General features: G+C 50.7%; 20 protein-coding genes. 17 read left to right on the plus strand and 3 right to left on the minus strand.

Going from position 1 to position 26,901, the window contains the following annotated elements; translation table 11 throughout:
• Positions 1–125 precede the first annotated feature (125 nt).
• From lepA to MKX70_RS13580, 3 genes are all read left to right on the plus strand, one after another.
• Positions 126–1,937 carry a translation elongation factor 4 gene (gene lepA, locus MKX70_RS13570; protein ID WP_340783466.1) on the plus strand — a complete coding sequence of 604 codons (1,812 nt, stop codon included), beginning with the start codon at positions 126–128 and terminating at the stop codon, positions 1,935–1,937.
• A 239-nt stretch (positions 1,938–2,176) separates the two neighbouring features.
• Complete coding sequence (gene hemW, locus MKX70_RS13575; protein WP_340783468.1) at positions 2,177–3,349, plus strand: radical SAM family heme chaperone HemW; 1,173 nt, start codon at positions 2,177–2,179, stop codon at positions 3,347–3,349.
• A gap of 74 nt (positions 3,350–3,423) precedes the next feature.
• Entirely contained in the window at positions 3,424–3,933 is a 510-nt protein-coding gene (locus MKX70_RS13580; protein WP_340840184.1) for an N-acetyltransferase, read from the plus strand.
• A 378-nt stretch (positions 3,934–4,311) separates the two neighbouring features.
• On the opposite strand, the gene MKX70_RS13585 is transcribed toward MKX70_RS13580, so the two are convergent.
• Positions 4,312–5,025 carry a hypothetical protein gene (locus tag MKX70_RS13585; protein WP_340840185.1) on the minus strand — a complete coding sequence of 238 codons (714 nt, stop codon included), beginning with the start codon at positions 5,023–5,025 and terminating at the stop codon, positions 4,312–4,314.
• 224 nt (positions 5,026–5,249) lie between these two features.
• Here MKX70_RS13585 and hrcA point away from each other — a divergent pair, with 224 nt between their 5' ends.
• The 4 genes from hrcA (at position 5,250) to dnaJ (ending at position 10,223) form a co-directional block, all read left to right on the plus strand.
• Positions 5,250–6,281: a heat-inducible transcriptional repressor HrcA gene (hrcA, locus tag MKX70_RS13590; protein WP_039309603.1), complete on the plus strand. Its 1,032-nt coding sequence runs from the start codon at positions 5,250–5,252 to the stop codon at positions 6,279–6,281.
• A 49-nt stretch (positions 6,282–6,330) separates the two neighbouring features.
• Positions 6,331–6,921 carry a nucleotide exchange factor GrpE gene (gene grpE / locus MKX70_RS13595; RefSeq protein ID WP_042238606.1) on the plus strand — a complete coding sequence of 197 codons (591 nt, stop codon included), beginning with the start codon at positions 6,331–6,333 and terminating at the stop codon, positions 6,919–6,921.
• 111 nt (positions 6,922–7,032) lie between these two features.
• Positions 7,033–8,880, plus strand: a complete 1,848-nt coding sequence (gene dnaK, locus MKX70_RS13600; RefSeq protein WP_042238604.1) for a molecular chaperone DnaK — start codon at positions 7,033–7,035, stop codon at positions 8,878–8,880.
• Positions 8,881–9,098: 218 nt separating this feature from the next.
• Positions 9,099–10,223, plus strand: coding sequence for a molecular chaperone DnaJ (gene dnaJ, locus MKX70_RS13605; protein WP_340840186.1), 1,125 nt, complete (start codon positions 9,099–9,101; stop codon positions 10,221–10,223).
• A gap of 95 nt (positions 10,224–10,318) precedes the next feature.
• Here dnaJ and MKX70_RS13610 read toward each other — a convergent pair whose 3' ends face one another.
• Both MKX70_RS13610 and MKX70_RS13615 read right to left on the minus strand, forming a co-directional pair.
• Complete coding sequence (locus tag MKX70_RS13610; protein ID WP_081956636.1) at positions 10,319–10,798, minus strand: GNAT family N-acetyltransferase; 480 nt, start codon at positions 10,796–10,798, stop codon at positions 10,319–10,321.
• Positions 10,799–11,136: 338 nt separating this feature from the next.
• The gene (locus MKX70_RS13615; protein ID WP_340783479.1) at positions 11,137–15,675 is read right to left on the minus strand and encodes a S8 family serine peptidase; all 4,539 of its coding nucleotides are present in this window, start codon (positions 15,673–15,675) and stop codon (positions 11,137–11,139) included.
• Positions 15,676–15,977: 302 nt separating this feature from the next.
• Between MKX70_RS13615 and MKX70_RS13620 the strand changes: the two genes are divergently transcribed.
• The 10 genes from MKX70_RS13620 to MKX70_RS13665 all read left to right on the plus strand — a co-directional run bounded on the left by MKX70_RS13620 (position 15,978) and on the right by MKX70_RS13665 (position 26,775).
• The gene (locus MKX70_RS13620; protein ID WP_042238600.1) at positions 15,978–16,334 is read left to right on the plus strand and encodes a hypothetical protein; all 357 of its coding nucleotides are present in this window, start codon (positions 15,978–15,980) and stop codon (positions 16,332–16,334) included.
• A 35-nt stretch (positions 16,335–16,369) separates the two neighbouring features.
• A complete protein-coding gene (locus MKX70_RS13625; protein WP_042238599.1) occupies positions 16,370–16,549 on the plus strand; it encodes a YfhD family protein in 180 nt (59 codons plus the stop codon).
• A 175-nt stretch (positions 16,550–16,724) separates the two neighbouring features.
• Positions 16,725–17,099: a hypothetical protein gene (locus MKX70_RS13630; protein ID WP_042238598.1), complete on the plus strand. Its 375-nt coding sequence runs from the start codon at positions 16,725–16,727 to the stop codon at positions 17,097–17,099.
• A 304-nt stretch (positions 17,100–17,403) separates the two neighbouring features.
• On the plus strand, positions 17,404–18,315 hold the full coding sequence (locus MKX70_RS13635; RefSeq protein ID WP_042238597.1) for a methyl-accepting chemotaxis protein: 912 nt from the start codon (positions 17,404–17,406) through the stop codon (positions 18,313–18,315).
• Between the two features lie 169 nt (positions 18,316–18,484).
• On the plus strand, positions 18,485–18,667 hold the full coding sequence (locus MKX70_RS13640; RefSeq protein WP_156123311.1) for a hypothetical protein: 183 nt from the start codon (positions 18,485–18,487) through the stop codon (positions 18,665–18,667).
• Positions 18,668–18,686: 19 nt separating this feature from the next.
• Positions 18,687–19,073 (plus strand): hypothetical protein, encoded by a 387-nt coding sequence (locus tag MKX70_RS13645; RefSeq protein ID WP_042238593.1) that lies wholly within the window; start codon positions 18,687–18,689, stop codon positions 19,071–19,073.
• Between the two features lie 213 nt (positions 19,074–19,286).
• Positions 19,287–23,825, plus strand: coding sequence for an S-layer homology domain-containing protein (locus tag MKX70_RS13650; RefSeq protein ID WP_340840187.1), 4,539 nt, complete (start codon positions 19,287–19,289; stop codon positions 23,823–23,825).
• Positions 23,826–24,233: 408 nt separating this feature from the next.
• Positions 24,234–24,797: a DNA-3-methyladenine glycosylase I gene (locus MKX70_RS13655; protein ID WP_442950532.1), complete on the plus strand. Its 564-nt coding sequence runs from the start codon at positions 24,234–24,236 to the stop codon at positions 24,795–24,797.
• A 215-nt stretch (positions 24,798–25,012) separates the two neighbouring features.
• A complete protein-coding gene (gene prmA, locus MKX70_RS13660; RefSeq protein ID WP_042238590.1) occupies positions 25,013–26,089 on the plus strand; it encodes a 50S ribosomal protein L11 methyltransferase in 1,077 nt (358 codons plus the stop codon).
• A gap of 2 nt (positions 26,090–26,091) precedes the next feature.
• Positions 26,092–26,775 (plus strand): site-2 protease family protein, encoded by a 684-nt coding sequence (locus tag MKX70_RS13665; RefSeq protein WP_042139450.1) that lies wholly within the window; start codon positions 26,092–26,094, stop codon positions 26,773–26,775.
• Positions 26,776–26,901: the final 126 nt, after the last annotated feature.

Here is a 26,901-nt window from a genome sequence, read left to right on the forward strand (position 1 = left end):
ATTCTCCTGTGATTTTTGGCTGCCCCGGGTGTTTCTTTATTTTCCCGCAGCTGGCGGGATTGATGGGTGAAGCCCGTACTGTTATAATAAGAGGATTAACATTAGGCTGTCTGTGGGGGTAAGGAATGACTGACGTTCAGAAACGACAACAACAAATTCGCAATTTCTCGATTATTGCACATATAGACCATGGCAAATCGACACTGGCTGACCGCATTCTGGAGTATACAGGTGCGCTCACTTCGCGTGAAATGCAGGAGCAGGTACTCGACCAAATGGATCTGGAGCGCGAACGCGGCATCACCATTAAGCTGCAGGCTGTACGCCTGACCTATCGTGCCGACGATGGACAGGATTATTATCTGAATCTGATTGATACACCGGGGCATGTCGATTTCACCTATGAGGTATCCCGAAGTCTTGCCGCCTGCGAAGGCGCACTGCTGGTAGTGGATGCAGCGCAGGGGATTGAAGCCCAGACCCTGGCTAACGTGTATCTGGCACTCGATAACAATCTGGAGATTCTTCCGGTGCTCAACAAGATTGACCTTCCGAATGCCGACCCTGACCGGGTGAAGCAGGAGATTGAGGATGTAATCGGGCTGGATACGAGCGAAGCGGTTCTGGCTTCCGCCAAAGCCGGCATCGGCATTAAGGAGATTCTGGAGCAGGTCGTTAAGCAGGTTCCGGCGCCGACAGGCAACTCCGAAGAACCGCTCAAGGCTCTGATCTTCGATTCCCACTATGACCCGTACAAAGGCGTTATCGTCTATGTCCGCGTTATGGACGGAAGTATCCGTGCCGGTTCCAAGATTAAGATGATGGCAACCGACAAGACCTTTGAAGTTATCGAAGTCGGGGCATTCATGCCGCGTATGACCATTGTGCCTGAGCTGAACATCGGCGATGTCGGGTTCATTGTGGCCGGGATTAAGCATGTTGGCGACACGCGTGTCGGTGACACGGTAACGGATGCCAAGAATCCGACGCTTGAACCGCTGCCGGGCTACCGCAAGATCAATCCGATGGTCTATTGTGGTCTGTATCCGATTGAGACCTCTGATTATAATGATCTGCGTGAAGCGCTGGAGAAGCTGCAGCTGAACGATGCTTCCCTTAGCTTCGAGCCGGAAAGCTCCAGTGCTCTGGGCTTTGGCTTCCGTTGCGGCTTCCTTGGACTGCTGCACATGGAGATCATTCAGGAGCGGATTGAGCGCGAGTTCAATCTGCCGCTGATTACTACAGCGCCAAGCGTTATTTACCGCATCAAGCTGACTAACGGTGAGACCATTCAGATCGACAATCCGTCGCATTATCCGGAGATCGGGACGATTGACTTCATTGAAGAGCCATATGTGAAGGCAGGAATTATTGTACCGAACGACTTCGTGGGTACAGTTATGGAGCTATGCCAGAACAAACGCGGGGAATTCGTTAACATGGAGTATCTGGATACGAACCGTGTAACCATTACGTATGAGATTCCGCTGTCCGAGATTGTCTATGACTTCTTCGATCAGCTGAAATCGGGAACAAAGGGTTATGCTTCCTACGATTATGAGATTTCCGGGTACCGCCAGTCGAATCTGGTGAAGATGGATATCCTGCTCAACAATGAGCAGGTCGATGCGTTGTCCTTCATCGTTCACCGCGACCGCGCTTATAACCGCGGCCGGGTCATCTGCGAGAAGCTGCGCGGCATTATCCCGCGCCAGATGTTCGAGGTGCCGATCCAGGCATCCGTCGGCACGAAGGTGGTTGCGCGCGAGACCGTTAAGGCGATGCGCAAGAACGTACTGGCCAAATGCTACGGCGGTGACATTTCGCGTAAGCGGAAGCTGCTGGAGAAGCAGAAGGAAGGTAAGAAGCGCATGAAGCAAGTCGGCAGCGTAGAGGTGCCGCAGGAAGCGTTCATGGCTGTGCTTCAGATTGAGTAGCAGTGTGCAAGCTCCTTGGAGCTGACAGCTGGGTTATAGACCTGCAAGGGAAGCCGTAGGGCTTCCCTTTTCTGGGAATATTATATTTCCCGGAGGAACAGGATTAAGATAATAATCATCGCTTATTTCTCGCAGAAACGGGTGCCGTCCTAAGCAGGGCGGCGCAGCCGTTTCTTCTTACTTTTCAGCAGCAGAGGCTGCAAACAGCTTTTACATTAAATAGAACAAAGGAGACAGCTATGAACACAGCACACAATGGCCGTCCCCCTGAGGCCGTATATATTCATATCCCCTTTTGCACCAATAAGTGCTTCTACTGTGATTTCAATTCCTATGTCCTGAAGGATCAGCCGGTCATGGAGTATCTGTATGCCCTTGACCGTGAGATGGAGTTGACCGTGAAGAACACGCCTCCCGGTGTAATCAAGACCATTTTTGTCGGCGGCGGTACGCCTACAGTGCTTAAACCGGATGAGATGGCCTATTTCCTGCAATCGGTCCGCAGACACTTCCCGCAATGGGATGAGAATATCGAGTTCTCTATGGAAGCTAATCCCGGCACTACCGATATAGATAAGCTCAGAGTAATGAAGGAAGGCGGCGTCAACCGGGTCAGCTTCGGCGTTCAGGCGTTCCAGAACGAGCTGCTGAGCGGAATCGGCCGCATTCATGATGTGGATGATGTCTACCGCAGTCTGGAGAATGCCCGCGCGGCCGGGCTGGATAATCTTTCGCTGGATCTGATGTTCGGCCTGCCGAACCAGACGGTGGATATGCTGAGAGAGAGCATCGACAAGGCGCTGGCGCTGGATCTTCCCCACTATTCTATCTATAGTCTTAAGGTTGAGGAGAACACGCTGTTCCACACCCTATTTAATAAGAACAAACTTCCCCTGCCGAATGAAGAGGATGAGCTGGCGATGTATCTGCTGCTTATGTCCACCATGGAGGCTGCGGGTTATACGCAATATGAGATCAGTAATTTTGCCAAGCCGGGGCTGGAGAGCCGCCACAATATTACCTACTGGCGCAACGAGGATTATTATGGCCTCGGTGCCGGGGCGCACGGATATGTGGGCCGCCAGCGGCATATGAATATCAAGGGCGTTAATCCGTATAATGAAGCTACGCGTAGCGGGCTACCCCGTCTGGACAGCTTCCCTATCTCTGAGCAGGAGGCGATGGAGGATTTCATGATGGTCGGCCTGCGGATGCGCGAAGGGGTGTCGGATACGGCATTCCGCTCACAATTCGGGAAGTCGCTGGAGGATATTTTTGCAGGATCGCTGCATAAAATGCTTAAGGCCGGGCTGCTGGAGCAGGCCGGGGACACCTATCGTCTGAGCAAGCAGGGAATCCTGTTCGGCAACGATGTATTTGGAGAATTTGTCGGTGCTTTGACAGAAGTTTAATTTTAAAATACCCCTTGAATTGTAATTCACTCTGTTGTATATTTATTCATATTAACAACGAGGGGTGAGTCAAAGTGCTTGTCAAAACGGATGTGTTCCGCCAGTCTTCTCCTGCGGGAGATGAGCAAGTGATATGCAGAAATGCTACAGTGGAGGATGTAGAGCCGCTGTATCTGATGATAGAGGAATACGCTCAGCGCGGAATTATGCTGCCCCGTTCCAGGCAAGCACTGGCCCGCCAGATCGATCAGTTCGTGATTGCCGAAATCGGCGGCAGATTTGTCGGCTGCGGATCCTTGTTCAGACTCGGAAACGACCTCGTAGAGGTACGTTCGATCGGTCTGCGCGATGAAGGCAAGGGCAAAGGCGTAGGCTCGATGATTCTGGAGAAGCTGACCGAAGAAGCCAGACGCCAGAAAATTCCGAAGATTATGGCGCTGACCTATGCTGTGGATTTCTTCCTCAGAAACGGCTTCGATGTGGTGGAGAAGGAGATTTTCCCCGAGAAGGTTTGGACAGATTGCGTGAACTGCAAGAAGCAGCATGCCTGCGATGAAATCGCTGTGCTGAAGAGATTGGATTAACCCGGGGGCCACAGGTTCTGCGGCAACCTATATAATAAGAAACCACTGCCTACGGATCGGAAGCTCCGGGGGGAGTGGTTTTTTTGCGCGGATATGTGGATGTTACACTTCACTCTATATAGTGAATATTTGGATCTGTGCTGCTGTTGTCGCAAGAACTTCTCGATGAGAAATCCTGCACATTATACAACATTTACCTCATAATCTTACCCATAATCCGAAATTGTTGTACGAAAGGCACAATCCTCCGCCTTCAAGCGCTTCAGCGGGACAATTCCTGTATTTCGTACAACAATCCGCCTAAACACCTGCCTATCTAAGAGTCCAAGTTGTAAAACATACAACAATTCCGCTTCGCGCACACATGCTGTTGACCGGTTACCTGGCATAAATAAGCTTGCGCTGCTGCTCTATCAGCTCGGCCAGCTCCGGAGTGGCATAGGCAGAGTGAAATGAAGGGAACATTGTATTATAGGTAATCCTTCTGGTGGACCCGTCTTTCATTTCGATTTCCATCCAGTACAGATTGCCTACCCAGCTCTTGGTCTGTTTGGACAGCTCCTCATGCGGGATGTACTCCAGCTTGGGGAATTCACGGATAAATATGGCGTTGGCCTCCGGAGTAAAGTTCATCAGGTCTGAACCGTCATTCCCGCTGATGAAACGGACGGTTTGTATTTTGCCGGTGACATCCAGCAGATCGTTAAGGGTTCTGGCTGCAGGGTTGCTGTACGCCTCATAGAGCTGGTCACCCGCCCAGATTCTCGCCGAAGGTTCATATCCATTCACTTCATAGAGCGGTGTACCTGTCTTCAGATTCGTGGCATCTCCATCCTGCATCTTCTTACGGGGACACCTATGCTCGATTTTGCTGTAGGTAACCTTGCCGATAGCCTTCCCTTTGCTCAGTCCGCTGAGATCACTATCCGTATCACCGCCATAGAGGACACCATTCCATTGCAGGACGGATGCATAATCCACTTCGCCAAAGTAACACTTGTTCTGAGTAGTTTTCACTGTATAGGCCGTAAGCAACAGCACACATAGGATCACTGCGGATATGGCAAATAACCATGATTTCATCAAGCGCATTTCATCACCCCCTGTTCTATCTGACGATGAAGCGGATGAATGGTTGCGGGGGCATATCCGAAATAATGGTTTTATCTTGAAAAAAATGCATCCGGCAGTGCTTTGTGATTTGTGAAACTGACTTGACAATGCCAAGGTCAGTTTGGTATTTTTGTAATAGTGGTTAGCACTCATCTGACTAGAGTGCTAACGAATCGGAGCCACAGCCGATAGGAGGGAATAACATGTTAACTGAACGCCAGAGAATGATACTGAATGCAATCGTAGATGATTATATTCTTTCCGCTGAGCCGGTAGGCTCGCGCAGTATCTCGAAACGCGGCGATGTAGGCTACAGTCCTGCAACGATCCGCAACGAAATGGCTGATCTTGAGGACCTGGGATACCTGGAACAACCTCATACTTCGGCAGGGAGAATCCCTTCTCATAAGGGCTACCGCTATTATGTGGACCATCTGGTACCGTGGAATTCCGCCGAAACGGCCGAACTGGGCACGATCCGCGCTTTTTTCGCCGAGAAGCTGAATGCGACAGAGCAGGTTATCCAACATGCGGCAATGATTCTTTCCAATATGACGAATTATACTTCCATCCTGCTGGGACCGGAGGTTTTTCATACTTCATTGCGCCACTTTCAGCTGCTTCCGCTCGATGACAACACTGCGGTGGCGATTATCGTTACCAGCACGGGGCAGGTGGAGAACAAGATCGTCAACCTTCCTCCGGATATTTCTGTATCCGAGATGGAGAAGGTTGTCAATCTGCTGAACAGCAAGCTGGTGAATGTACCGCTCTATAAGCTGAAGAGCCAGCTCTATTCCGAGCTGGGTGAGGAAATGCAGCGTCACATCTCCCACTATGAAGAATTAATGCAGGTGCTGGACACGGCGCTCGAAAGTGACCATGAACAGCGCATCTATCTCAGCGGAGCAACGAATATGCTGACCCAGCCGGAGTTCAAGGACGTCGACAAGGTGAAGAATATTCTGGACCTGCTGGAAGAGACGCCAACCCTGCTCAAAATGCTGACCCCGGCAAGCGGCGGAACAGGGATGCAAGTGCGCATTGGTACAGAGAATAAGCATGATGCTTTTGCGAACTGCAGTCTGATTACCGCTACCTATTCGCTGGATGGCAAGGCGCTGGGGAGCATCGGTATCCTGGGTCCGACCCGGATGGAGTATGCGCGCGTAATGGGCATTCTGGGGATTCTGTCCCGGGATTTGACAGCGATGCTGGCACACTGGTATAAGTGAACAGAGCGTAATTGATTACGGTGAATGATGATAAGGAGGTGAAGACAACTTGAAAGAGGAAGAGGTTCAGGAAATGAAAGAACAGAATGATCCCTCCATAAATGAGAACCAGGCTGCTGATGAGGCGGAAGCTGCAGAAGGCACTGGCACATTTACGGCTGAAGAGGCCGGCGAGGCGGCTTCAGGCAGTGGAGAGGATTTCGGACGGCTGCAGGAGCTTGCGAATGAACATCAGGCGCGCGCACTGCGTGTACAGGCTGATTTCGATAACTTCCGCCGCCGCACACAGAAGGAAAAGGAAGAGCTGGCGCAATATGCGACTTCCAAGCTCGTAACTGAATTGCTTCCGGTACTCGACAATTTCGAGCGTGCATTGGCTACATCTCCGGCAGGCGCAGATTCCGAGGCGTTCACCAAAGGCATCAATATGATTTTCCGTCAGCTGGACGGGGTACTTAAGTCTGAAGGACTTACAGCTATGGAAACGGTGGGACAGCCTTTTAACCCTGAATATCATCAGGCGATCATGCAGGTGGAGAGCGAGGAGCACGAGGAAGGCATCGTGACAGAAGAAGTCCAGAAGGGCTATCTCCTGAAAGATAAAGTTCTTCGTCCGGCCATGGTCAAAGTCAGCATGTAGTTCTGTCTATATAAGTGAGCATTATTTTATGAAAACAACGTTACACCACAATAACAATATGAATGGTTGAAGCCCCGGGGCTTCACCTTATGTCTGAGGAGGCAAATTACAGTGAGTAAAGTTATCGGTATTGACCTTGGAACCACCAACTCTTGCGTTGCCGTTATGGAAGGCGGCGAAGCCGTCGTTATCCCGAATCCGGAAGGCGCGCGTACAACCCCGTCGGTGGTAGGCTTCAAGAAAGACGGCGAGCGTATCGTCGGTGAAACAGCGAAACGCCAGGCCATTACGAACCCGGACCGTACCATCGCTTCCATTAAGCGCCACATGGGTACGAACCACAAAGAAAGCATTGACGGCAAAGACTACTCCGCACAGGAAATTTCGGCGATGATTCTCCAGAAGCTGAAATCCGATGCCGAAGCCTATCTGGGCCAGACAGTAACCCAGGCGGTTATTACGGTTCCTGCATATTTTAATGACAGCCAGCGTCAAGCTACGAAGGATGCGGGCAAGATTGCCGGTCTCGAAGTTCTGCGTATTGTCAACGAGCCAACGGCAGCAGCACTTGCATACGGTCTGGAGAAATCCGAAGACCAGACGATCCTTGTCTATGACCTTGGCGGCGGTACATTCGACGTATCGATCCTCGAACTGGGCGACGGCTTCTTCGAAGTCAAAGCTACCAGCGGTGACAACCGTCTGGGCGGGGATGATTTTGACCAGCTGGTTATGGATTATCTCGTGGCTGAATTCAAGAAAGAGCAAGGCATTGACCTGAGCAAGGACAAAGCGGCTGTACAACGTCTGAAAGACGCTGCAGAAAAAGCGAAAAAAGAGCTGTCTGGCGTACTGACAACTACTGTATCGCTGCCGTTCATCACGGTTGTTGACGGAGTACCTCAGCATTTGGAGGTCAACCTGACCCGTGCCAAGTTCGACGAACTGACTGCAAGCCTGGTAGAGCGTACGCTGGGACCAACCCGTCAAGCGCTTAGCGATGCCGGTATGACGCCTGCTGATCTGAACAGAATCGTGCTGGTCGGCGGTTCCACTCGTATTCCTGCCGTACAGGATGCAATCAAGAAGCTTACAGGCAAAGAGCCTCACAAAGGCGTTAACCCGGATGAAGTAGTAGCCCTTGGTGCTGCTGTTCAAGCGGGTGTGCTGACTGGTGATGTTAAAGACGTAGTCTTGCTTGACGTAACTCCGCTGTCCCTCGGTATTGAAACTGCAGGCGGCGTATTCACGAAGATGATCGAGCGCAACACTACGATCCCTACAAGCAAATCGCAGGTGTTCTCGACCTTCGCTGACAGCCAGCCAAGCGTGGAAATCCACGTGCTGCAGGGTGAGCGCCAGATGGCGAACGGCAACAAGACACTGGGACGCTTCATGCTGAACGAGATTCCACCGGCACCGCGCGGTGTACCGCAGATCGAAGTAACCTTCGACATCGATGCCAACGGTATCGTTAACGTATCTGCTACGGATAAAGGCACCAACAAGAGCCAGAAGATCACTATCACTTCTTCCAGCGGCCTGAGCGATGCTGAAGTAGAACAGATGATGAAGGATGCCGAGCTGCATGCTGAGGAAGACCGTAAGCGTAAAGAACTGGTAGAAGCAAAGAACAACGCTGACCAGCTCGTATACTCCACGGACAAAGTCATCAAGGACCTGGCTGACAAAGTCGATGCTTCCGAAATCGAGAAAGCCAATGAAGCCAAAGACAAAGTGAAGGCTTCCCTTGAAACCGACAACCTGGAAGAAATCACTGCCGCTACAGAGGCGCTGAATGAGATCGTACAGCAGTTGTCTGTGAAGCTGTATGAACAGGCTGCACAAGCTGAGCAAGGCGCTGAAGGCGGCCAGGGAGCTTCTGAAGGCAATGCCAAGAAAGACAACGTGGTAGACGCTGATTATGAAGTGGTTGACGATGAGAAGAATCAAGGTTAACCTTAAACGATAAGTTTCTATTTGGTGAGAGGGGAAGGTCAAAACCGGGGCATCCCGTGTTTTGGCTTTCCCTTTAAAATGTAAGGATTTATGGGTTTCCCGTCATAAATTTCTTCTTACATTTCTCGAAGAAACGGTGCCGTCCCCGCGGGACGGTGTAGCCGTTTCTACTTGCCATGTTAAGGGCAGAAGAATAACGATGTACGGAGGTGAAAGCAGTGGCAGATAAACGCGATTATTATGAGGTACTGGGCCTCGGAAGAGATGCTTCAGACGAAGATGTAAAGAAAGCGTACCGTAAGCTGGCGCGCCAGTATCATCCGGATGTGAATAAAGCGGGCGATGCAGAAGCCAAGTTCAAAGAGGTTAAGGAAGCTTACGACGTCCTCAGTGACGGGCAGCAGCGGGCTCGTTATAACCAATATGGACATATTGATCCTAACCAGGGCATGGGCGGCGGCTTTGGCGGCGGCGGCGGAGATTTCGGCGGTCTTGGCGATATCTTCGACATGTTCTTCGGCGGCGGCGGACGGCGTGATCCGAATGCACCGCAGCGCGGCGGCGATTTGCAGTATACGATGACCATTGAATTCAAGGAAGCGGTATTCGGTAAAGAAACCGATATTACCATTCCGCGCACGGAGACCTGTGATACCTGCTTTGGCTCCGGTGCCAAACCCGGAACGAAGCCGGAGACCTGTTCCGTATGTCACGGCAGCGGCCAGCAGGAATTCGTGCAGAATACACCGCTTGGACAAATGCGTAACCGCCGTCCCTGCTCTCATTGCAGCGGCACCGGCAAGATCATCAAAGAAAAATGTACAACATGTGCAGGCCAGGGCAAGGTTAAGAAACAGCGCAAGATTCATGTGCGCATTCCTGCCGGTGTCGATGACGGCGCACAGCTGCGCATGACCGGTGAAGGCGAAGGCGGCACACGCGGCGGCCCGGCCGGAGATCTGTACATTGTCTTCCGCGTCAAGAATCACGATTTCTTCGAGCGCGAGAACGATGATATTATGTGCGAGGTTCCGTTGACGTTCGCTCAGGCGGCGCTTGGTGACGAGATCGAAATCCCTACACTTACCGAAAAAGTGAAGCTCAAGATTCCGGCAGGCACACAGACCGGCACGTTCTTCCGCCTCAAAGGCAAAGGTGTTCCGCATCTGCGCGGCAGCGGAGTCGGCGATCAGCATGTCCGTGTCATCGTGGTCACGCCGAGCAAGCTCAGCGATGAGCAGAAAGACCTGCTCCGCCAGTTCGCCTCCCACAACGGGGAGAACACTCATGAGCAGGAGCAATCGTTCTTTGACCGCGTGAAGCGTGCGTTCCGCGGGGACTGATCTTCATAATTGTATCAATCCTGCGGCCCTACGGAGCCGCATAGCAGCGCCCGCCTCCAGGGAATTGGAGGCGGGCGTTTTTTTTCTCCTTTAATTCAACGATGCCGGTTATTTGTTATTTCCCAATGAATCATTCCATCCTTTATTCTAACTCTGGTCATTTCCAATTTCTCCAGAACTTTAATGGAAGGAAGGTTATCTATAAGGCATTCTGCCACAATTTTCTTCACTTGTCCTGAAGAGAATGCCCATTCCATTATTGCTTTCACCGACTCTGTAGCTATCCCCTTATTATGCATGTCCGGAATTATTCCATATCCGATTTCTACAATTCCTTGAATATCCGGTCTCCCTTTATATCCAATGTCTCCGATAATTTGGTTATTATCAGCTAATGTTACAAACCACACTCCCCAGCCCAGCAGTTCAGGGTCTTCCTCAAGATGAGCTAAATATCCGGCGGTATGCTTCCCGATAGGGTACGTTTCAGATACCTTCTTGTAATTTTGTTGGTCAAATGCAGTAATGATTAGCCGTTCAGTTATGATTTGCAGAGTTATTTCCTCCTCATAAATTAACTATTGTTCCGTTAGCTTAGCTTTCTGGTAAGCAGTATTTTCAATGGTGTGATTTAGGCCGTTTTTTTTCAATTAAGTATCCCGGCTGCTCCAAAACATCCTGATATTATTCTAATTGGATCCTATCCTATAGGGTCGATATAATTTGTCTATAATTAAAAATTACTGCCTGTTGGCTGAATTTATTGTCTAAGTCACCTGGCAAAGAGGCAGGCAAACTCGGGTTTGTTTACCTTAACGATTTGAAATCAGCACAAAGACGACGGCAGCATCCACAAATCAGGATGCTGCCGCCGCTTTAATAGGGCATATTAGTTACGATACAGATTACTTGCTTACTGATTACGTAGATCCTCGAGCACACGCTCCAGGATGACAGCAGCCTGGGCACGGGTCAGGGTACCTTTCGGGTTGAAGGTGTTGTTACCCACTCCCTGTAGGTAGCCTTTGCTTACTGCATAAGCGATTGCGTTCTTGGCGTTAGCCGAGATAGAACCTGCATCCTTAAAGGTCAGCGTTGAGGAAGTAACATCGGCACCGAGTGCCTCAGCCAGAATTACCGCTGCTTCTTCGCGGGTCAGGACATCGCGGGAGCCGCTTTCCTTGATGTGTGTTGTCCAGGTGTCACCTTTGCCGAGCAAACGGTCGAACAGAGTCAACAGCTCAGCCTGATTTAGGCTGTCAGCAGGCTTGAAGCTAGCGGTAGTTCCTTTACCGGCTACGATACCGTGAGCGGCAAGAACTTCGACGGCATCCTTGGCCCAGTGTATCCCTATATCGGAGAAGCTGGTATTACGGGCGGCAGCAATGTAGGTACCGTCACCGGTAATGCTGAACTGCAGCAGGCCGTCTGCCGGAATAGTTCCGGACTGCAGATAACTCCAAGAGTTTTCAGCAGACTCTTTATAAGCCCCTGTCTTGCGGGCATCCTTCAAGCCGTCAGGGTTCAGGGCAAGCTGTACAAATACAGGCTTGCTTGTGGTCCAGCCGTTCTTGAGGGTCAGTGAGGAGGAGCCGATATCAATACTTCCGGTAATGCCGCTTAGCGGAGCGGTATCCGCTTCCTCATGCAAACCGAGTGTGACGGTTAGGCCAGTGGCGGTAATGAAGTCCGGAAGTGTGCCAGCCGGAATGGTTAAGGAGAATCCCTTACCGTTCAGACTGAGTGCACTTGCGGAACTCTTCAGCTTGTCCGCCTGGGCAGATGTGAGCACAATGCTTACTTGTCCGTATTTGGAGAAGTCTACATCAGTGATGCTCAGTACGACATTGTTATTCACCGCACTCTTCAATGACGCATCCAGAATGGAGTCGGAAACAGCCAGGCTCGCTGTAGGCTTACCACCTGCAGGATCAGCTGTTACAGTAAGCTGTCCGGAAGTCGCAGTTGTGCCTGAAGCTGCTGCTATTGTACTTGGAGATGGTGATGGATTACTTGAGCTTGATAATGGTTCTTTCACGACAACACTCACAGTCGATGAACCTGCCGGAATTGTCGCCGAGTAATTGTCGCTCCAAAGCTTGATATCCGATAATTCAAAGGTGTAAGTTCCGGCTTTAGTCGGAGTAAATGTGAACTGTCCTAATGATCCGGTACCAATTCCATCATAAGCTCCGTCTGTTACATGAACGCCATACTGCTGGACATCGCGTCCATCCTCCAAATGAATCAGGTTCGTATACTCAAGCAATGGTACACCAGGAAAATGAGTTTCCTGATATGTTGCTAATTGTACGCTTGATTTGATATTTGGCTGAGCCAGGCTATTACTGTAGAGCAAATTGAAAGTGGCTCCGTAGATACCGTACACATTCTCAGTTACGGAGAAGCCAGCGTCGATGGTGATTGAAGTGCCCAACTCTACAGTTGCACTGGAAGCTGTAGGTGAGACCGTAGCAACTGTCTGATCTGTGTTGTAGCGCAGAAGCTGGTTATAATCGATCCAACCGTTTGAAGCGTAATCGTAAGCGTACAGATAGAACTGATTCAAGCCCTCGGTCAAAGGAACCTCAATTTCAAAATAACCGTTGGAATCAATATAGCCATCCGCTTCTTTTACAGTGCCATCCGGTTCTTCATAGGCTGCAGATACTGCAAGCAGTTCATTCGGATCCGTCTCTTCATCGATCAGCTCGAACATCAGATCGTAAACAATGACGCCACTAATGGTTGCACCTCGTGGTTCCTGCTCATTCGTCCGGGCGTGCTCCGTTATTGTTGTACCGCTGACTTCCGGTGCTTCCCGGTCAATAATAACAATAGCAGATAGATCATCGAACCGGGTCGTTCCGCCGTCCAGGACAGGGGTTATGGAATATATGCCGTCAGGCAATACATAAGACTCACCCTGAACATCAACGATGCCAGTCCATTCAGGTTCTTCATAGAGGCCGGGGTAGAATTTCTGCCCTGTGGCGTATACGTCTCCGACAACGGTTGTAGAACCATCCAATGAAACAACTTCTAACGCTAGGTTTTCTACGGTTTCATTTACAGAGAAGGTCAGGTAGGTGCTCTCCAGAAGTCCGTCACCGTTAGGTGAGATGAACTCGAAATTCTCTGCACCGACTTCGAAATTCGTGATTGTATCAGGTTTGTACTGCACACCTACTACCACGCTGAACGGCAGAGTCAGAGTCTCTGTACCTGAAGTTAGCGTCAGTACACCTTCGTACTTTCCGCTTACAGCTTCCGCAGCTACCGTTAGCGGTACCTGGAAGTAATCATCTGCTTCAACAGAGGTTTCAAGATTGGCAAACTCAATACCTTTATGGGTTGGAGTACGCCATTCCACACCAATAGTGAAAGTGTTGGGTTCCTTAGCCAGGGAGTCTACATACACGGTCTTAGTCACAGTGGACGCCGCAGTCACCAGTCCGAAGGACAAGGAACCTGTGTCGTATTTAACCTTAGGTATTTCTGTTTCCGGACGCTTAGTGTCAAGCACCTCAGGGACACGTGCGATGGCTGAAGCTTTCAGCACCTTAGGCAGGTTAATCAGCCCGGCACCCTGCTCGTATACACTGTAATATTTATTATTACGGTCTGTAAGCGAAGTGGCATTATTGGCTAACAGGATTTTTACCTGATCCGGGGTTAACGCCTGTCCATTAGCCTCTTTACCTGAGCTCAGCAGCAGCGCAGCTGCCCCGGCCACATGGGGGCTGGCCATACTGGTTCCGTTGAACTTGGCGTAGCCGGTTTCGCTTTCCCATACCGGTACTGATGAATTCACGGCTACACCAGGAGCCGATACATCCGGCTTGATGGTGAAGTCCGGAAGTGCAGGTCCGCGCGAACTGAACCCGGCGATGAGGTTGTCTTTATCTGGACCCACAGAGAATGAGAGCGTATTATGGCCCGCTGCCAGTTCAGCCCTGATCGCCTTGCCTTCGTCCTGGGTAATGCCGTAAGTAGGGACTCCGGTAGCATCAGTAGCGGCATTGAGCTCACCTGCTCTGTTGTTAGCGATCAGCAAGCCGACAGCCCCTGCTGAGCGGGCATTTGCTGATTTGTTCACGAAGGTGTTGCTTCCGCGGTCAACGATAGCAATCTTACCTTCTACATCTGCATTCATATAATCATCTACAGTAAGTCCAAGTCCGGCATAGACAACTTCCAAGCCGTTGGCTTCTTCGGGAAATCCAGCTTCGGACGCCTGGATACCATAGACAATGTCGGTAACACCCACCTTAATAAAAGTAACATCAGCAGGTGTCGTAGAAGCGGCGACTGATATGGTGCGGTGTGCACTACCAGGTGTTCCGACAGTTTCAGCCTCGGGACCGGCGTTCCCTGCGGCCAGTACAACGGTGACACCGGCGTCAGCGGCGTTATCCACTGCAATGGCATCAGGCGAATACTGCTGGTTCACATCTGAACCGAGCGAGAGGTTGATAACGTCAGCACCGTCAGCAACGGCTCTTTCAATGCCGTCAATAACGTCGTCCGTACTGCCGTTTCCATATGGGCCGAGTACGCGGTACACATAAAGCTCAACATCCGGCGCTACGCTCTTGATAATACCAGATACGTGTGAGCCGTGAGCCGTCTCATAAGGATTGCCGTTGATTGGCTTGTAAGCAGGGTCAGGTTCTGTTTCGTATGGCTGAGAATCACCATCGACGACATCATAACCGTGACCATCCTCATAAAAATCCTCAAGGTAAGGATGAGTGGGATCGATACCGGTATCGATTACGGCAACCTGAATTCCTTCACCAGTGATGCCATCCTCATTCAGTTCATCAGAACCGAAGATATCCCCGTTGCCGACCTTAGTGGCATCCACGGTATCCTTGAGAGTCTCAGTAAGAGTGGAGGAATCTGTTGCAGTCTCCAGCGCATGAACCTTCTGGTTCGGGAAGACCGCCTTCACGCCCGGCAAGGTGAGCAGCTTGTCCACTTGATTACCTGGCAGAGTTACGGAGTAGCCGTTGAACACTTCCGTATATTCATGGCCGGTGTTTGCACCAATCGCAGCGGCAGCGGCAGCGAAGCTGTTATGCTCCGTACGGAGAATATTACGCTGCAAAGCAGGTGTCTTACTCTTGGCGCCCTGATTCTCAGCTACTTTGACCGGGTCATTCTGCAATTGGACAATGAAAGTTACAGGCGCTGAAGTAGTGATGTTGCCCGCATAATTCTGCGGTTTGGAGTTTAATACTGAAGTGTAATTCTGGATGGATGATTTTAAGGAGTCCGGGGTGTTGCCTAGCCTGGAGTTAAGCAGAGAGATATGATTCTTGAGATCCGGTGCTGCCGGTAAAAACGAAGTGCTGCTTGCGAAAGATGCGGAAGGAAGCAGAAGGGAAACCGCTAGACTAAAACTTGCAGTGGCTATGCCAAATTTGCGAATGGAGCGTCTGAACATTTAATATCCTCCCCAGTAGTATTTGATTTTCATTTCAGCAACCGTATAAACCGGTTCTCTCCCTTCCGAGTGGCTTAACTGCTTTGAAGAAAAATAATAGTGAAAATTACATTTATTTTACAGTCAATTTACAGATTGGAATATACTACTTTAGTACCATATTACGGTAAAGTGCTGAATAAATTGTCGAAATCCGATTCATATACTCGGCTATTGAAATAAAAGCATAAAAATGGCGTTGCCAAGACAACATAAACATGTACAACTAAGAGCTTGAATCTCAAGAGAGCGGGGATACGGTCTTGGAAAGATATATACTGGCGTACTTTAGGGCTCCGGAAGAAGCGGAAGGGGTCTCCCGCAAGCTTCAGGCGCTGCGGGTAGAAGAGGTCTCCATTGACAGGTTCAGCAGATTTGGCGGAAGCGGGCTGCAGTCCGGAGTGAATCCGGTTACCGGCAATTTGGCAAGTATGGATTCCATGACCGCAGCCAGTGAGCATACGGGCATCCTCTCTGCATCGCATACGAGCGGCAGCGGGATGAGTCACGGCGGGGATGGCGGACCGACAGGCAGAAATATTTTGCTGACTGTAATTGTAGATTCGACCATTTATGATCAGGCGCTGTCACTCATTGAGGAAGCCGGCGGGATGATTTGATTGTCAGATAACACTACTTGGGAGGCTGATTAATAGTGGACAGAGAAAACTCGAAAATTTTCTCCAAGACGGAAAAGTTGAAGATGCTCTATGAGGCAAAGGCAGAGGATGTTGAATTCTCAGCGGCTGAAGCGGATCACGATGATATAGAGGCAATGGATCGCTCCCGGGAGGCTGATAAAAGACAGATGGAGGAGATTCTGAAGAAGGAATAGCGGAAATCTTCCTTAAAATGTGAACTTGGCGCGAGTTTAAACAGGAGCTTTTTCCAGCATATAATTTGGTCAGGCCATGATGTAAATGTTGTAGCGGGTGCCCCACAGAAGTGGGGTATTTTTGTGCTCAGCCGTGTATAATGAAGAGATATGCCAAACCGGGAGGGTTACTTACGTGGATACTGTTATTTTATGGGTTGGACTGGCGTTACTGGTTGCGCTGCTAACCTTCCTGAACCAGAAGCAAGTCTATTCTTCCAAAGTAAAAAAGGCTTACCGGGAGCTTCGGGAGCTTACTGCGAAAGTCCGCACCGGGCAATCGGAGGCTGCTGATCTGGAAGCTTGGGAGACTTCACTTGCCGAAATGGAGAAGCACCCTAATGAGTTCAATAAGCTGGAGAATGAGATCGGTCTGCGCCGGGCTTTCGTCCAGTATCTGGAGCGCCATTATCCCCAGGATGCCAGACTCCCGGATCTGCAGGAAGCGGCTGCGTACCACAAGGATAGTGTATGGGGAATTAAGATCGGGGATTACGGACCCAGGAAATAGTGCGGAATCTGTACATATATGCGGATGGCCACATCGGTTAATGTCTCAATAGACTCATAAGCCCATTCTAAGAAAGATAGTCCCATTCTCCGCCAGCCGGGGGGCGGGGCTTTCTGTGTAGCTGGACCGTGACTGGCATCGGGAGGCTTTCCTTGTGCAGCTGCTTCATTTACGCTGATTTTTTTAATTCATTAGTATAATCCAAACTGCCCGGATATCCGTTAATATAAGTAAAGTGAATAATACCAAAACCAATAAAAAAGCCGGATAAAATAAAAATTGAGATTTATAGGGAGTAGTCATAATGGAGAATCTATCAGCCCAATTAGTTACAGACGAATTGGTTGTCAAAGCATTGGAAAAGAATCTCGCTATGATCCGATTTGATCTGGACCGCCGTGTCGCCTATGTAAATGAGGTCTTTGCCAGCTCGGTGAAATATAGGGTGGAGGATATGTACGGAATGCAGCACAAGCAGCTGTGTTTCCCCTCGTTCGTGAACAGCCCTGATTATGAGATATTCTGGCAGAATCTGTTTGCCGGCCGGAGCTTTCAGGATAAAATCGAACGGATGGACGCGGACGGGGAATCAGTCTGGCTCGAAGCCACGTATATGCCGGTGTTTGATGAGACAGATACGCATGTCATTGGCGTGTCGAAGGTGGCGACCAATATCACTGGCAGACAGAATAATATGAACCGTGTAGTGGAACAATTGCAGGAAATGGCTGACAGCCTGAATCAGCGTGCAGAAAAAGGAATTGAGCGGAGTCAGGAGCTGCTGGTGAGTATTGATAAAATCGCTGAAGTATCGAGCGAAAATACGGATACGCTGCTGAATTTGCAGACGCAGGCAGCGGCCATTCACGGCGTGGTGCAGACGATCCGTAATATTGCGTCACAGACCCACCTGCTTGCGCTTAATGCGGCAATTGAGGCTGCCCATGCCGGTGAGTTCGGCCGGGGATTCGACGTAGTGGCCAAAGAAGTAAGAAAGCTGTCCGCAATGGTTCAGGATCAGATCACAGAGGTTCGCGACAGTGTCCAGGCCATTACAGAGGAAGTAGGAAAAATATCTAACGGACTTAATCTGGTTCAGGAGAATGTGGCTGTGAGCCAGCAGCAGATTCAGGTAGCCTTGAATGAATTCACTTTGATTGCATCCTCCGCACAGGAACTGGACAATCAGGCGCGTGAAGTAATGAACATCGTCTGACGGTGGCTTTCTCCGAATGCTGTTCCAGTTCAACATAGAATTTCCTTTTACAGCATGTATCCCGGGTATTTACGTGGAGACATGCTTTTTTTGCTTATTGTTAGTAGAAAATGAACCTTTTGAAGCCCACGGTTGTTATAAAGGTATTCCAAACAATAAGGCGTGGATTATGAAAGTCACGGTTAATACCTGCCTGAATCACTTGAAACGCAGGAACAGTCTGCAGCAGAAGCTGATGGCTAATCTGCATTTGTTCAAGGGGAGTCCGGAACCCCCGGTAGAGAAGCTGGTATTCGACAACCGGGGACAGAGATCTGACAACCCTGCGGTTCGAACGACCGGCAGATCTTGAGATTTCAAAGACGACGCCAATGACGCTTGTAGGGAAATATAAGGTTACCCGGCATGAGGATGATAAGACACCACTCCAATTGACCAACATCTCCAGCGACAAGCAGACGCTGATCCGGGAAACCGGCGGTTATCCGGTACAGTGGACCTACTATATGCAGGGGGCGGATCTCTATGTGGAGACGAAGAGCGTTGATCCCCATTTTGGCGGCGTGAATCAGACTCATATCGGCATAGGGAAAGACCGGATTTTAGGTAAAATAGTGACAGTGAACTTCCGGGGAGAAGGAAAAAACCACAGCATTGATGTGTATAAGGACTTCAAAGGAACAGAAGCTTCTATATACATGTTCTTCTACTCCACCAACGAGCCGGACAAAGAGACGCGGGTGCAATTGCAGCCTTAAAAGGCAGTCCAAACCTGAAAAGGGGCGGACGCCTTTTTTTTCATAGGAGAAGCCCGGAGAATAATATAGCTGAAATATTTATTGTGCTTACATTGCGATGATCTCACGAATACGTTGCCGCGTTATGCTGGAATAACTTCTCCTTTAAAATTTAAATTTTAAAATTGCGATTTAGAGGTGAACAAGAACAGACAACGAGGAGCGTGGCAGGCAGTGAGTAAGCAGCATCCGCTTGTAAAGAGAGTATTAACCGGGATATTGGCAATGTCGGTGTTGATTCCGTTCATTCCACCTTCCTTCTCTTCATCGACCGTGTATGGGGATCCAGTTGAGCCTGGCGGTGTTGTTATGCTGGAGGATTTTGAAAATGTGAGTCTGGCAGACTTGAAGTTTGACAGTGCGCGCATCTACAGCGGCAATATGGCGCTTGAAAGTGATCCGAAATACGTCCGTGACGGGGCAAAATCCTTGCGGATTGATTATGACTTTATCGGCATAACCGATAATCCCTCCCAGGTTGCAGTCGGGCCTGCAACGCAGTTAGCCTTAACAGGCAGAACGCCCCACAAAATCGGCATGTGGATTTACGCCAATAACGAAGGGCATGGTCTAACCTCCAAGTTCTATATTTCAGCCACCGGGAAGTCCAAGACGTATGAAATGAGGAGCGAAGAGACAGGGATAGACTGGAGCGGCTGGAAGTATGTTGAGGCCGAAATAGGAAGTGATCTGACGCTGCCCGGTACCGTGGCGTTCTACTTCCAGATGAAAGAACGGCAAATGAGCAAAAAGAACAAAGGCTCGATTTGGATCGACGATGTCAGACTTATTTATGATGAGCCAGCGGATGAGGATATGGATGTTCCCGTGCTGGCTCCGGTTTCACCCGCACCAGATCAAACCTTGACTGCTCCCGTATCCGATATCATCCTGTCGGCGGATGATGCGAAGTCGGGTATTGATCCAGATTCGATCCAATTAACTGTGGATGGCCAGTCCGTTGCACCGGCCGCTTACGCTTACGATCTGGACACTAAGGCAATTACTTATCACCCGGAGGTGCCGCTGGATGGCGGTTATCATCAAGTGGTTGCCGAAGTGAAGGATCTGGCCGGCAATCCGGCTTCAGCAGAGTATGCTTTTACTATTGAGCATGGGGCGATGCTCACCTTGGATGGGCCGGAGGAAGCGGTCAGCAACGAGCCTTACCGGTTGAAGCTGGCGGCGAAGGGTGTCGGTGAAGCAACCAGCGTGCTGACCCAGATTAAGTTCGACCCGCACACGCTTCAGGCTGACAATGTGCATGCACGTGACGGTCTAAGCAACGTCAAGAGCACCATCGACAATATAGGCGGCTACGTTGAATTTAGCGCAGAAGGACTGCAGGGAGATTCTGCGGATGCATTGGCCAGCATCGATTTCGCCGTGAGCCGGTCCGCAAAAATGGAACGTGGCGAAATCTACAAGCATATCACTATGGCGGAAGGCAGCTTTGGGTATGGCAACGGGACTGCCGTAAGCTCTTTTGCCTCTCCGGTTAATTATAAGATTGGTTTCCCGTATGCCTTAACCGTCAAGGGATCGGGCCTGCAAACGAAGAATATCATTACCGTTACTACCCATGCAGGAGCTCCGGTAGAAGGGGCGGAGATCGATTTTACCGATGCAAGCGGCCCTCAGACCTATGTGACGGTAACAGCCGCCAATTCGAGTATATATACAAGCGCTGATCATTCGTCCGCTGTGCTGCTTACAGCAGAGAACAACGGGCAATTCTTCGCTACAGCAGGAAGCAACGCCGGATTCGTCAAGGTATATCTTCCGGATGGAACAGGGACAGGCTACATCGCCTCTGCTGATGTACAGCAGAAGAGTCTTACCGAAGGATTGGGACTGACGGATGCCAAGGGCGAAATTCATACTTCGCTGGCCAATCTCGCGATCGGCACCTGGAAAGTGCAGGCGGTCAAGGATGGCGGTACCAGTGAGAGCTTCAGCATGAACGTTGTAACCCAATTCGGCGGAGATGATCCGAAATATGTCCAGACCTTTGTTACCGAAGATATGAGTACGATGCTGAGCGTGGGCTGGCAGACAGCCCCCAGAGTTCAAGCAACTTCGATTCAATATGTGAAGGACAGCGGCCTGGTAGACCAAGGATTGGGCAATGCTGAGCAACAGGCGGTAGAGCAGTCTGCGCTTACTGAAGTGGAGGTCATCCATGAAGTGGAGGGCGGACCGCTGGGTGAAATTAAGTTCCACAAGTCATTGGTTACCGGCCTGGAGCCGGGTACGGCTTATCATTACCGGGTGGGCTATGAAGGTCATTGGAGTGCCTGGTATGAATACAAAACTTTGGCTGCAGCTCCGGACACCCCTGTTTCTTTTGTATTCGTAACCGATTCGCATACCAAGGGAGATAACGGGCTTGAAATCTATCAGCAGCTGATCAGTGATTCCTTAACCCGTTATCCGGACACCCAGTTTATTATGCATGGCGGCGATATGGTTGACGACGGAGGAATCCTGAATGAGTGGAACCAGTTCTGGGAAGCTTCTTCAGTCTATGCCTCCTCCCTTCCTTCAGGCTACACGATGGGGAATCATGATGTGAAGGGTGAAGGCAAGGAGATTTTTGCCAAGGGACTTGATCTGCCGGAGAACGGCCCGGACGTTCAGAAGGAGTACGCCTATTCCTTCGATTCGGGTGAGGTACATTTCATTGTGCTGAACTCTGAGGCGGACGAAGTAACCATGGCTAAGCAAGCCGAATGGCTGCGTGCGGATCTTCAGGCAAGTGATAAGAAATGGAAGATTGTGATGTTCCATAAGCCTGCTTATCATACCGAAGATGGACGCGGGAATGTAATTGAATACACGCAAACGTATTTTGCACCTGTTCTGGAGGAACTGCAAGTAGATCTGGTGCTGGAAGGCCATGACCATGTGTATGCGCGCACCTATCCGATGAATGGAGGAAAGCCGCTACTAAACGGCGAGCGCGGGACGGTCTATCTGGACGGGGGCGCCTCCGGCTGGAAATTCTACGATGGTAAGCAGTATGAGTATCTTAATTTCATGTTTGACGAGGACGTTCCGGTGTATTCTGCCATTCAAGTCAGCCATGACCAAATCACCATCCAGGCCCGTACTACAGAAAGCGATGCATTAATAGATAATTATATTATTGAGAAGAAGGATGAGCTTACGGTGACTTCCGTGGCGGTATCGCCTACGGAGCTGACATTGCAGGCCGGGGAGAAACGCGCGACAGTTCTCACCGCTACGTATAGCGATAAGTCCACGGCAGAGGTCACGAATGAAGCGATTTGGACATCTTCCAATGACAATGTGGCTACGGTAGATGCCACAGGCGTGATTCACGCGGTAGCAGCAGGCGGTACTACAATCGAGGCACAATATGGAAATTTGCCGGCAGTCAGCATTGCTGTAACAGTTCAGGCGGAAAGCACGGTTCCTGTTCTGCTGAAACTGACAGCTGATCCAGGCACTCATAGGCTCCAAGTGGGCCAGTCTGCAGCTTCTGTAATAACGGCAGTATATGATCATGCAGAGAATCTGGTAGTTACGGATCAAGTCATTTGGGTATCTTCTGACCCTGCGATTGCTTCTGTATCGGACAAGGGGCTTATTACAGGCGTTGCGGCAGGCGAAGCAGCGGTCACGGCTTCGTTCGGAGGCAAGTCCGTAGCGGTTCCGATTGTGATTACGGAGGTTTCCGCTCCGGCAGTGGTAGACTTGGAGGTGACTCCAGCTTCGCTCTCCCTGACGGCAGGTCAAACGCAGAGCTTAGCGGTAACGGCAAAGTATTCTGACCTTTCTAGCACCCTCAAGACCCTGGAAGCGAAATATGCCACTGGCAATCCTTCGGTTGCAGCTGTGAGCGAAGCGGGGGTAGTCACAGCAGTGGGTACAGGAACGGCAAAGATCACAGTTTCATACGGAGGAGTAAGCAAGGAGATTCAGGTCTCCGTAACGGCGGCTACAGGCAACAATGAAGGAGGAACGGTACCTGAAGCAACTCCAAGGCCAACGTCAACGCCAACTCCGGCGGCAACGGTAACGCCGACACCAGTTGCAACAGCAACGCCTACACCGGCTGTAACTACGGGGCCAACATTGCCAACCGTGACGAAGCCTGTGTTCAACGACAGAGTAGATCTTGATAAGGTAAAAGCGATCATGGCAAAAGGGCAAACCGCTCCTGCAGTTACATTCCCGGATACCCCTGTGGCTCTGTGGAGTGCCGCATTCATCGAACGTGCGGCCCGGATGGGGATTATAACCGGCTATGCGGATGGTTCCTTCCGCTCTGACGCCAAAGTAACCCGCGCTGAGTTTGCAGCGATGTTGTTCAAGGCCTTTGGTCTGAGCGCTGCGGGCGGCACCGGCTTCTCCGATACGCAGGGGCATTGGGCTTCGGAAGCTATTATTGCCCTTCAAGGCAATGGAGTGATCACCGGGTACGCTGATGGCTCCTTCCATCCCAAGCAGGAGATCACCCGGGCGGAGATGGTGACGATGCTGTCCCGTCTGACGAATTATGTGAGCAGCGTTAGTGCTCCATTCTCCGATGTCACAGCGGGCTGGGCGGCAGGACCAATCAATGCCTTTGCTGGAGCAGGTATCGTAACAGGAAAAGGCAATGGACAGTTCAAGCCGGCGGAACCGGCTTCCCGCGCCGAATCGGTAGTGATGATCCTCCGCCTTATGGATAAGCTCATGGAATAATCGGCGCATTTTATAGCGAGTATAGGAATAGACAAGTCCAAGTCCAACAGGAAGAGCAGCCCGGCCGGGGCTGCTCTTTTTATGCTGAAGGCTCTCAGGCGTCATCTAGTGGATGGATTTCGCAGTAGATATATATAGTGGGTTGGCAGTGACCCGATTACGGGAAATGCGGTATACTGAATTGCACTTTGTACAACTAGAACGTCTGATTTACAACCGATTATCCGTTTAGTTGTATTTCATACAATTAAACGGCTCTATGTGGCGGGTTCTCGGCCATTGGGCATATTTAGTTGTACAGACTACACTTATAAGTGGCAAGTATCCCTTTTCGCTGTTTTTAATTGTACATAATACAACTATCCTGAATTTCCATTTCAATGCATAAGGAGAGAACAATACTTGACGATAACACGCTGCGCCTGGGTGAATGAGGACCCTGTTTATATTGCTTATCATGACGAGGAATGGGGCAAGCCGCTATATGATGATCTGAAGCTGTTCGAGCTGCTGATGCTGGAGGGCATGCAGGCCGGACTGAGCTGGTATACGGTACTGAAGAAGCGGGAGAATTTCCGCGAAGCCTTCGACGGTTTTGATCCGCAGAAGATTGTGCTGTACGGGGAGGACAAGATAGCCGAGCTGATGCAGAATGAGGGGATTATCCGCAACCGGCTGAAGATTAATGCGGTCATCCGCAATGCGGAGACCTATATGCAGATTGGCCGGGACGAAGGCAGCTTCGGAGAATATCTCTGGAGCTTCATAGGCGGAACGCCGGTGGTGAATCAATGGAAGAGCAGATCGGAGGTTCCCGCTACCACTCCGCAGTCTGACAACATGAGCAAGGCGCTGAAGCGCAAGGGGATGAAGTTTGTCGGTTCAACCATTTGTTATGCATTCATGCAGTCCTCGGGGATGGTGGACGACCATGTCCTGGATTGCTTTTGCCGCAGCGGTGTGACGGATTAAAGGATCTGACCCGCAGTTTGGCGCTGCACGGGTAAGAAATGCTATACTATCCTAGATATGCTTCACACAACTAGGCCCGCGCTTTCGAATCCAGTTACGCGGAGTGATTTCAGGGAGACTGGGCTCTCATAACTAAGCTTATGCTTTCGAAGCAAGTTTTGCGAAGCAGAACCAACGGAGCATATGCTACAAAACTTTCAGGAGGATTTACTAACATGCTATGGCACGAATTGACGGTACATACAACGGAGGAAGCACAGGAGATGATATCCAATCTGCTGTATGAGGCCGGTGCGGGCGGTGTTTCCATTGAGGAATCCGGGACGCTGAATAAAATACGGGATACCCGTTATGGTGAATTATACGATGAGCCGCTGAATGACATCCCCGAGGGGGAAGCGGTAATTAAGGGCTATTATGCCGAAACCGTGGCAATGGACGAGATTGTGGCGGAGGTAACGCCAAGGGTGGAAGAGCTGAGAGGGTTCGGGATCGATCCCGGCAAAGCGCTGATCTCCTGGAAGACGGTGGATGAGGATGAATGGGCCCATGCCTGGAAGCAGTACTTCAAGCCGCTGCGCGTATCGGAACGGCTGACCATTAAGCCTACATGGGAAGAGTATACCCCGGCCTCCCCGGATGAAAAGATTATCGAGCTCGACCCCGGTATGGCCTTCGGAACGGGGACGCACCCTACGACGGCGCTGTGCCTGCGCGCACTTGAGAAGCATGTCGCCAGCGGCGATGAAGTAATTGATGTCGGCACTGGCTCCGGTATCCTTGCCGTAGGCGCGGTGCTGCTGGGCGCGAAATCCGTCCTGGCCCTGGATCTGGACCCGGTGGCGGTGGAGAGCGCCCGTGAGAATGTGGCACTGAACCGGCTTGAAGCTGCCATCACGGTTAAGGAGAGCGATCTGCTCTCCCTGCTCGGCGGTGAACGGGCGGCAGATACCACAGCCGGAGATATGTGGCCTTCGGCCAGACCAGGCTATACTGCTGAACAGGCTGGACAGGCTGGACAGGAAGCTGTTCCTGCCGCTGCTCCGGCTGCCGGCGGACTGGGAGTTACCCTGCCGGTGAGGGTTGTCGTAGCGAATATTTTGGCCGAGATTATTGTGCTGTTCACGGATGATGTGTACCGTGCACTCCAGCCGGAAGGAATCTACATCACCTCCGGTATTTACAAGGATAAGGAAGGACTTGTGGCGGAAGCGCTGAAGTCTTCCGGTTTCGAGATTATAGAAGTAACCCGTGAAGAAGATTGGGTGGCGTTCACAGCCGGAAAGAGGTAGAGATGGAATTTCTGCAGAGCTTTATACGAATGCCGCTGGAACAGCTTCCGTTCCTGCTTATTACCCTGCTGATCGCCTTTACAGTACATGAGTTTAGCCATGCTTACTTTGCGAATAAGTTCGGTGACCCGACAGCACGCCTGCTCGGCCGTATGACCCTGAACCCGGCGGTACATTTCGATTTCTTCGGAATTATCCTGCTTGTGGTCGCCGGATTCGGCTGGGCGCGGCCGGTTCCGGTCAACCGTGACAATTTCAGCCGCCCCCGTCTGATGGGCGTTATCGTATCTGCTGTCGGTCCGATCAGCAATCTGCTGCTGGGGTTCCTCGGAGCAATGATTTATTCGGCTCTGGCGGCGACCGGAGTGCTGGAATCTATCAGCAATGACCGCGTGCTTCAGGCTATTTACTGGTTCTTCGGCATTTTCATTCAACTTAATTTCTTCCTGTTCCTGTTCAACCTGATTCCACTGCCGCCGCTGGATGGTTACCGGATCGTGGAGGATCTGGCTCCTCGTCCGATCCGCGGGAGACTGCAACAGTATGAGCAGTGGGCAGTCTTCATCTTCTTGCTGATTCTGTTTATCCCGGGTCTGCGTGCCTACACGATTACACCGCTGGATAACTGGGCCAATCAAATGAGCGCCGGAGCCGTGCAATTCTTTTACGGATTATTCGGCGGCTAGAATTCAGATTGAGGGATGTTCATGCAGCTCTAAACGTTGTACAATATAACGTGGTATTTTCGAGGTTTAATCATGTGAGTGAAGCGGCGGCCGGGACCTGATTTGACGGGAACGCCGCCGCTTTTA

The organism is Paenibacillus sp. FSL R7-0312 (assembly GCF_038004445.1).
In the GTDB taxonomy this organism is placed as follows: Bacteria; Bacillota; Bacilli; order Paenibacillales; family Paenibacillaceae; genus Paenibacillus_AQ.

Bases quoted from the DNA above. Each gene is read 5' to 3' on its own strand.
- lepA (WP_340783466.1), top strand. From the start codon at position 126: ATGACTGACGTTCAGAAACGACAACAACAAATTCGCAATTTCTCGATT.
- hrcA (WP_039309603.1), top strand. From the start codon at position 5,250: ATGTTAACTGAACGCCAGAGAATGATACTGAATGCAATCGTAGATGAT.
- MKX70_RS13640 (WP_156123311.1), top strand. From the start codon at position 18,485: ATGAAAGTCACGGTTAATACCTGCCTGAATCACTTGAAACGCAGGAAC.
- MKX70_RS13615 (WP_340783479.1), bottom strand. From the start codon at position 15,675: ATGTTCAGACGCTCCATTCGCAAATTTGGCATAGCCACTGCAAGTTTT.
- hemW (WP_340783468.1), top strand. From the start codon at position 2,177: ATGAACACAGCACACAATGGCCGTCCCCCTGAGGCCGTATATATTCAT.
- prmA (WP_042238590.1), top strand. From the start codon at position 25,013: ATGCTATGGCACGAATTGACGGTACATACAACGGAGGAAGCACAGGAG.
- MKX70_RS13635 (WP_042238597.1), top strand. From the start codon at position 17,404: ATGGAGAATCTATCAGCCCAATTAGTTACAGACGAATTGGTTGTCAAA.
- MKX70_RS13665 (WP_042139450.1), top strand. From the start codon at position 26,092: ATGGAATTTCTGCAGAGCTTTATACGAATGCCGCTGGAACAGCTTCCG.
- MKX70_RS13645 (WP_042238593.1), top strand. From the start codon at position 18,687: ATGACGCTTGTAGGGAAATATAAGGTTACCCGGCATGAGGATGATAAG.
- MKX70_RS13585 (WP_340840185.1), bottom strand. From the start codon at position 5,025: ATGCGCTTGATGAAATCATGGTTATTTGCCATATCCGCAGTGATCCTA.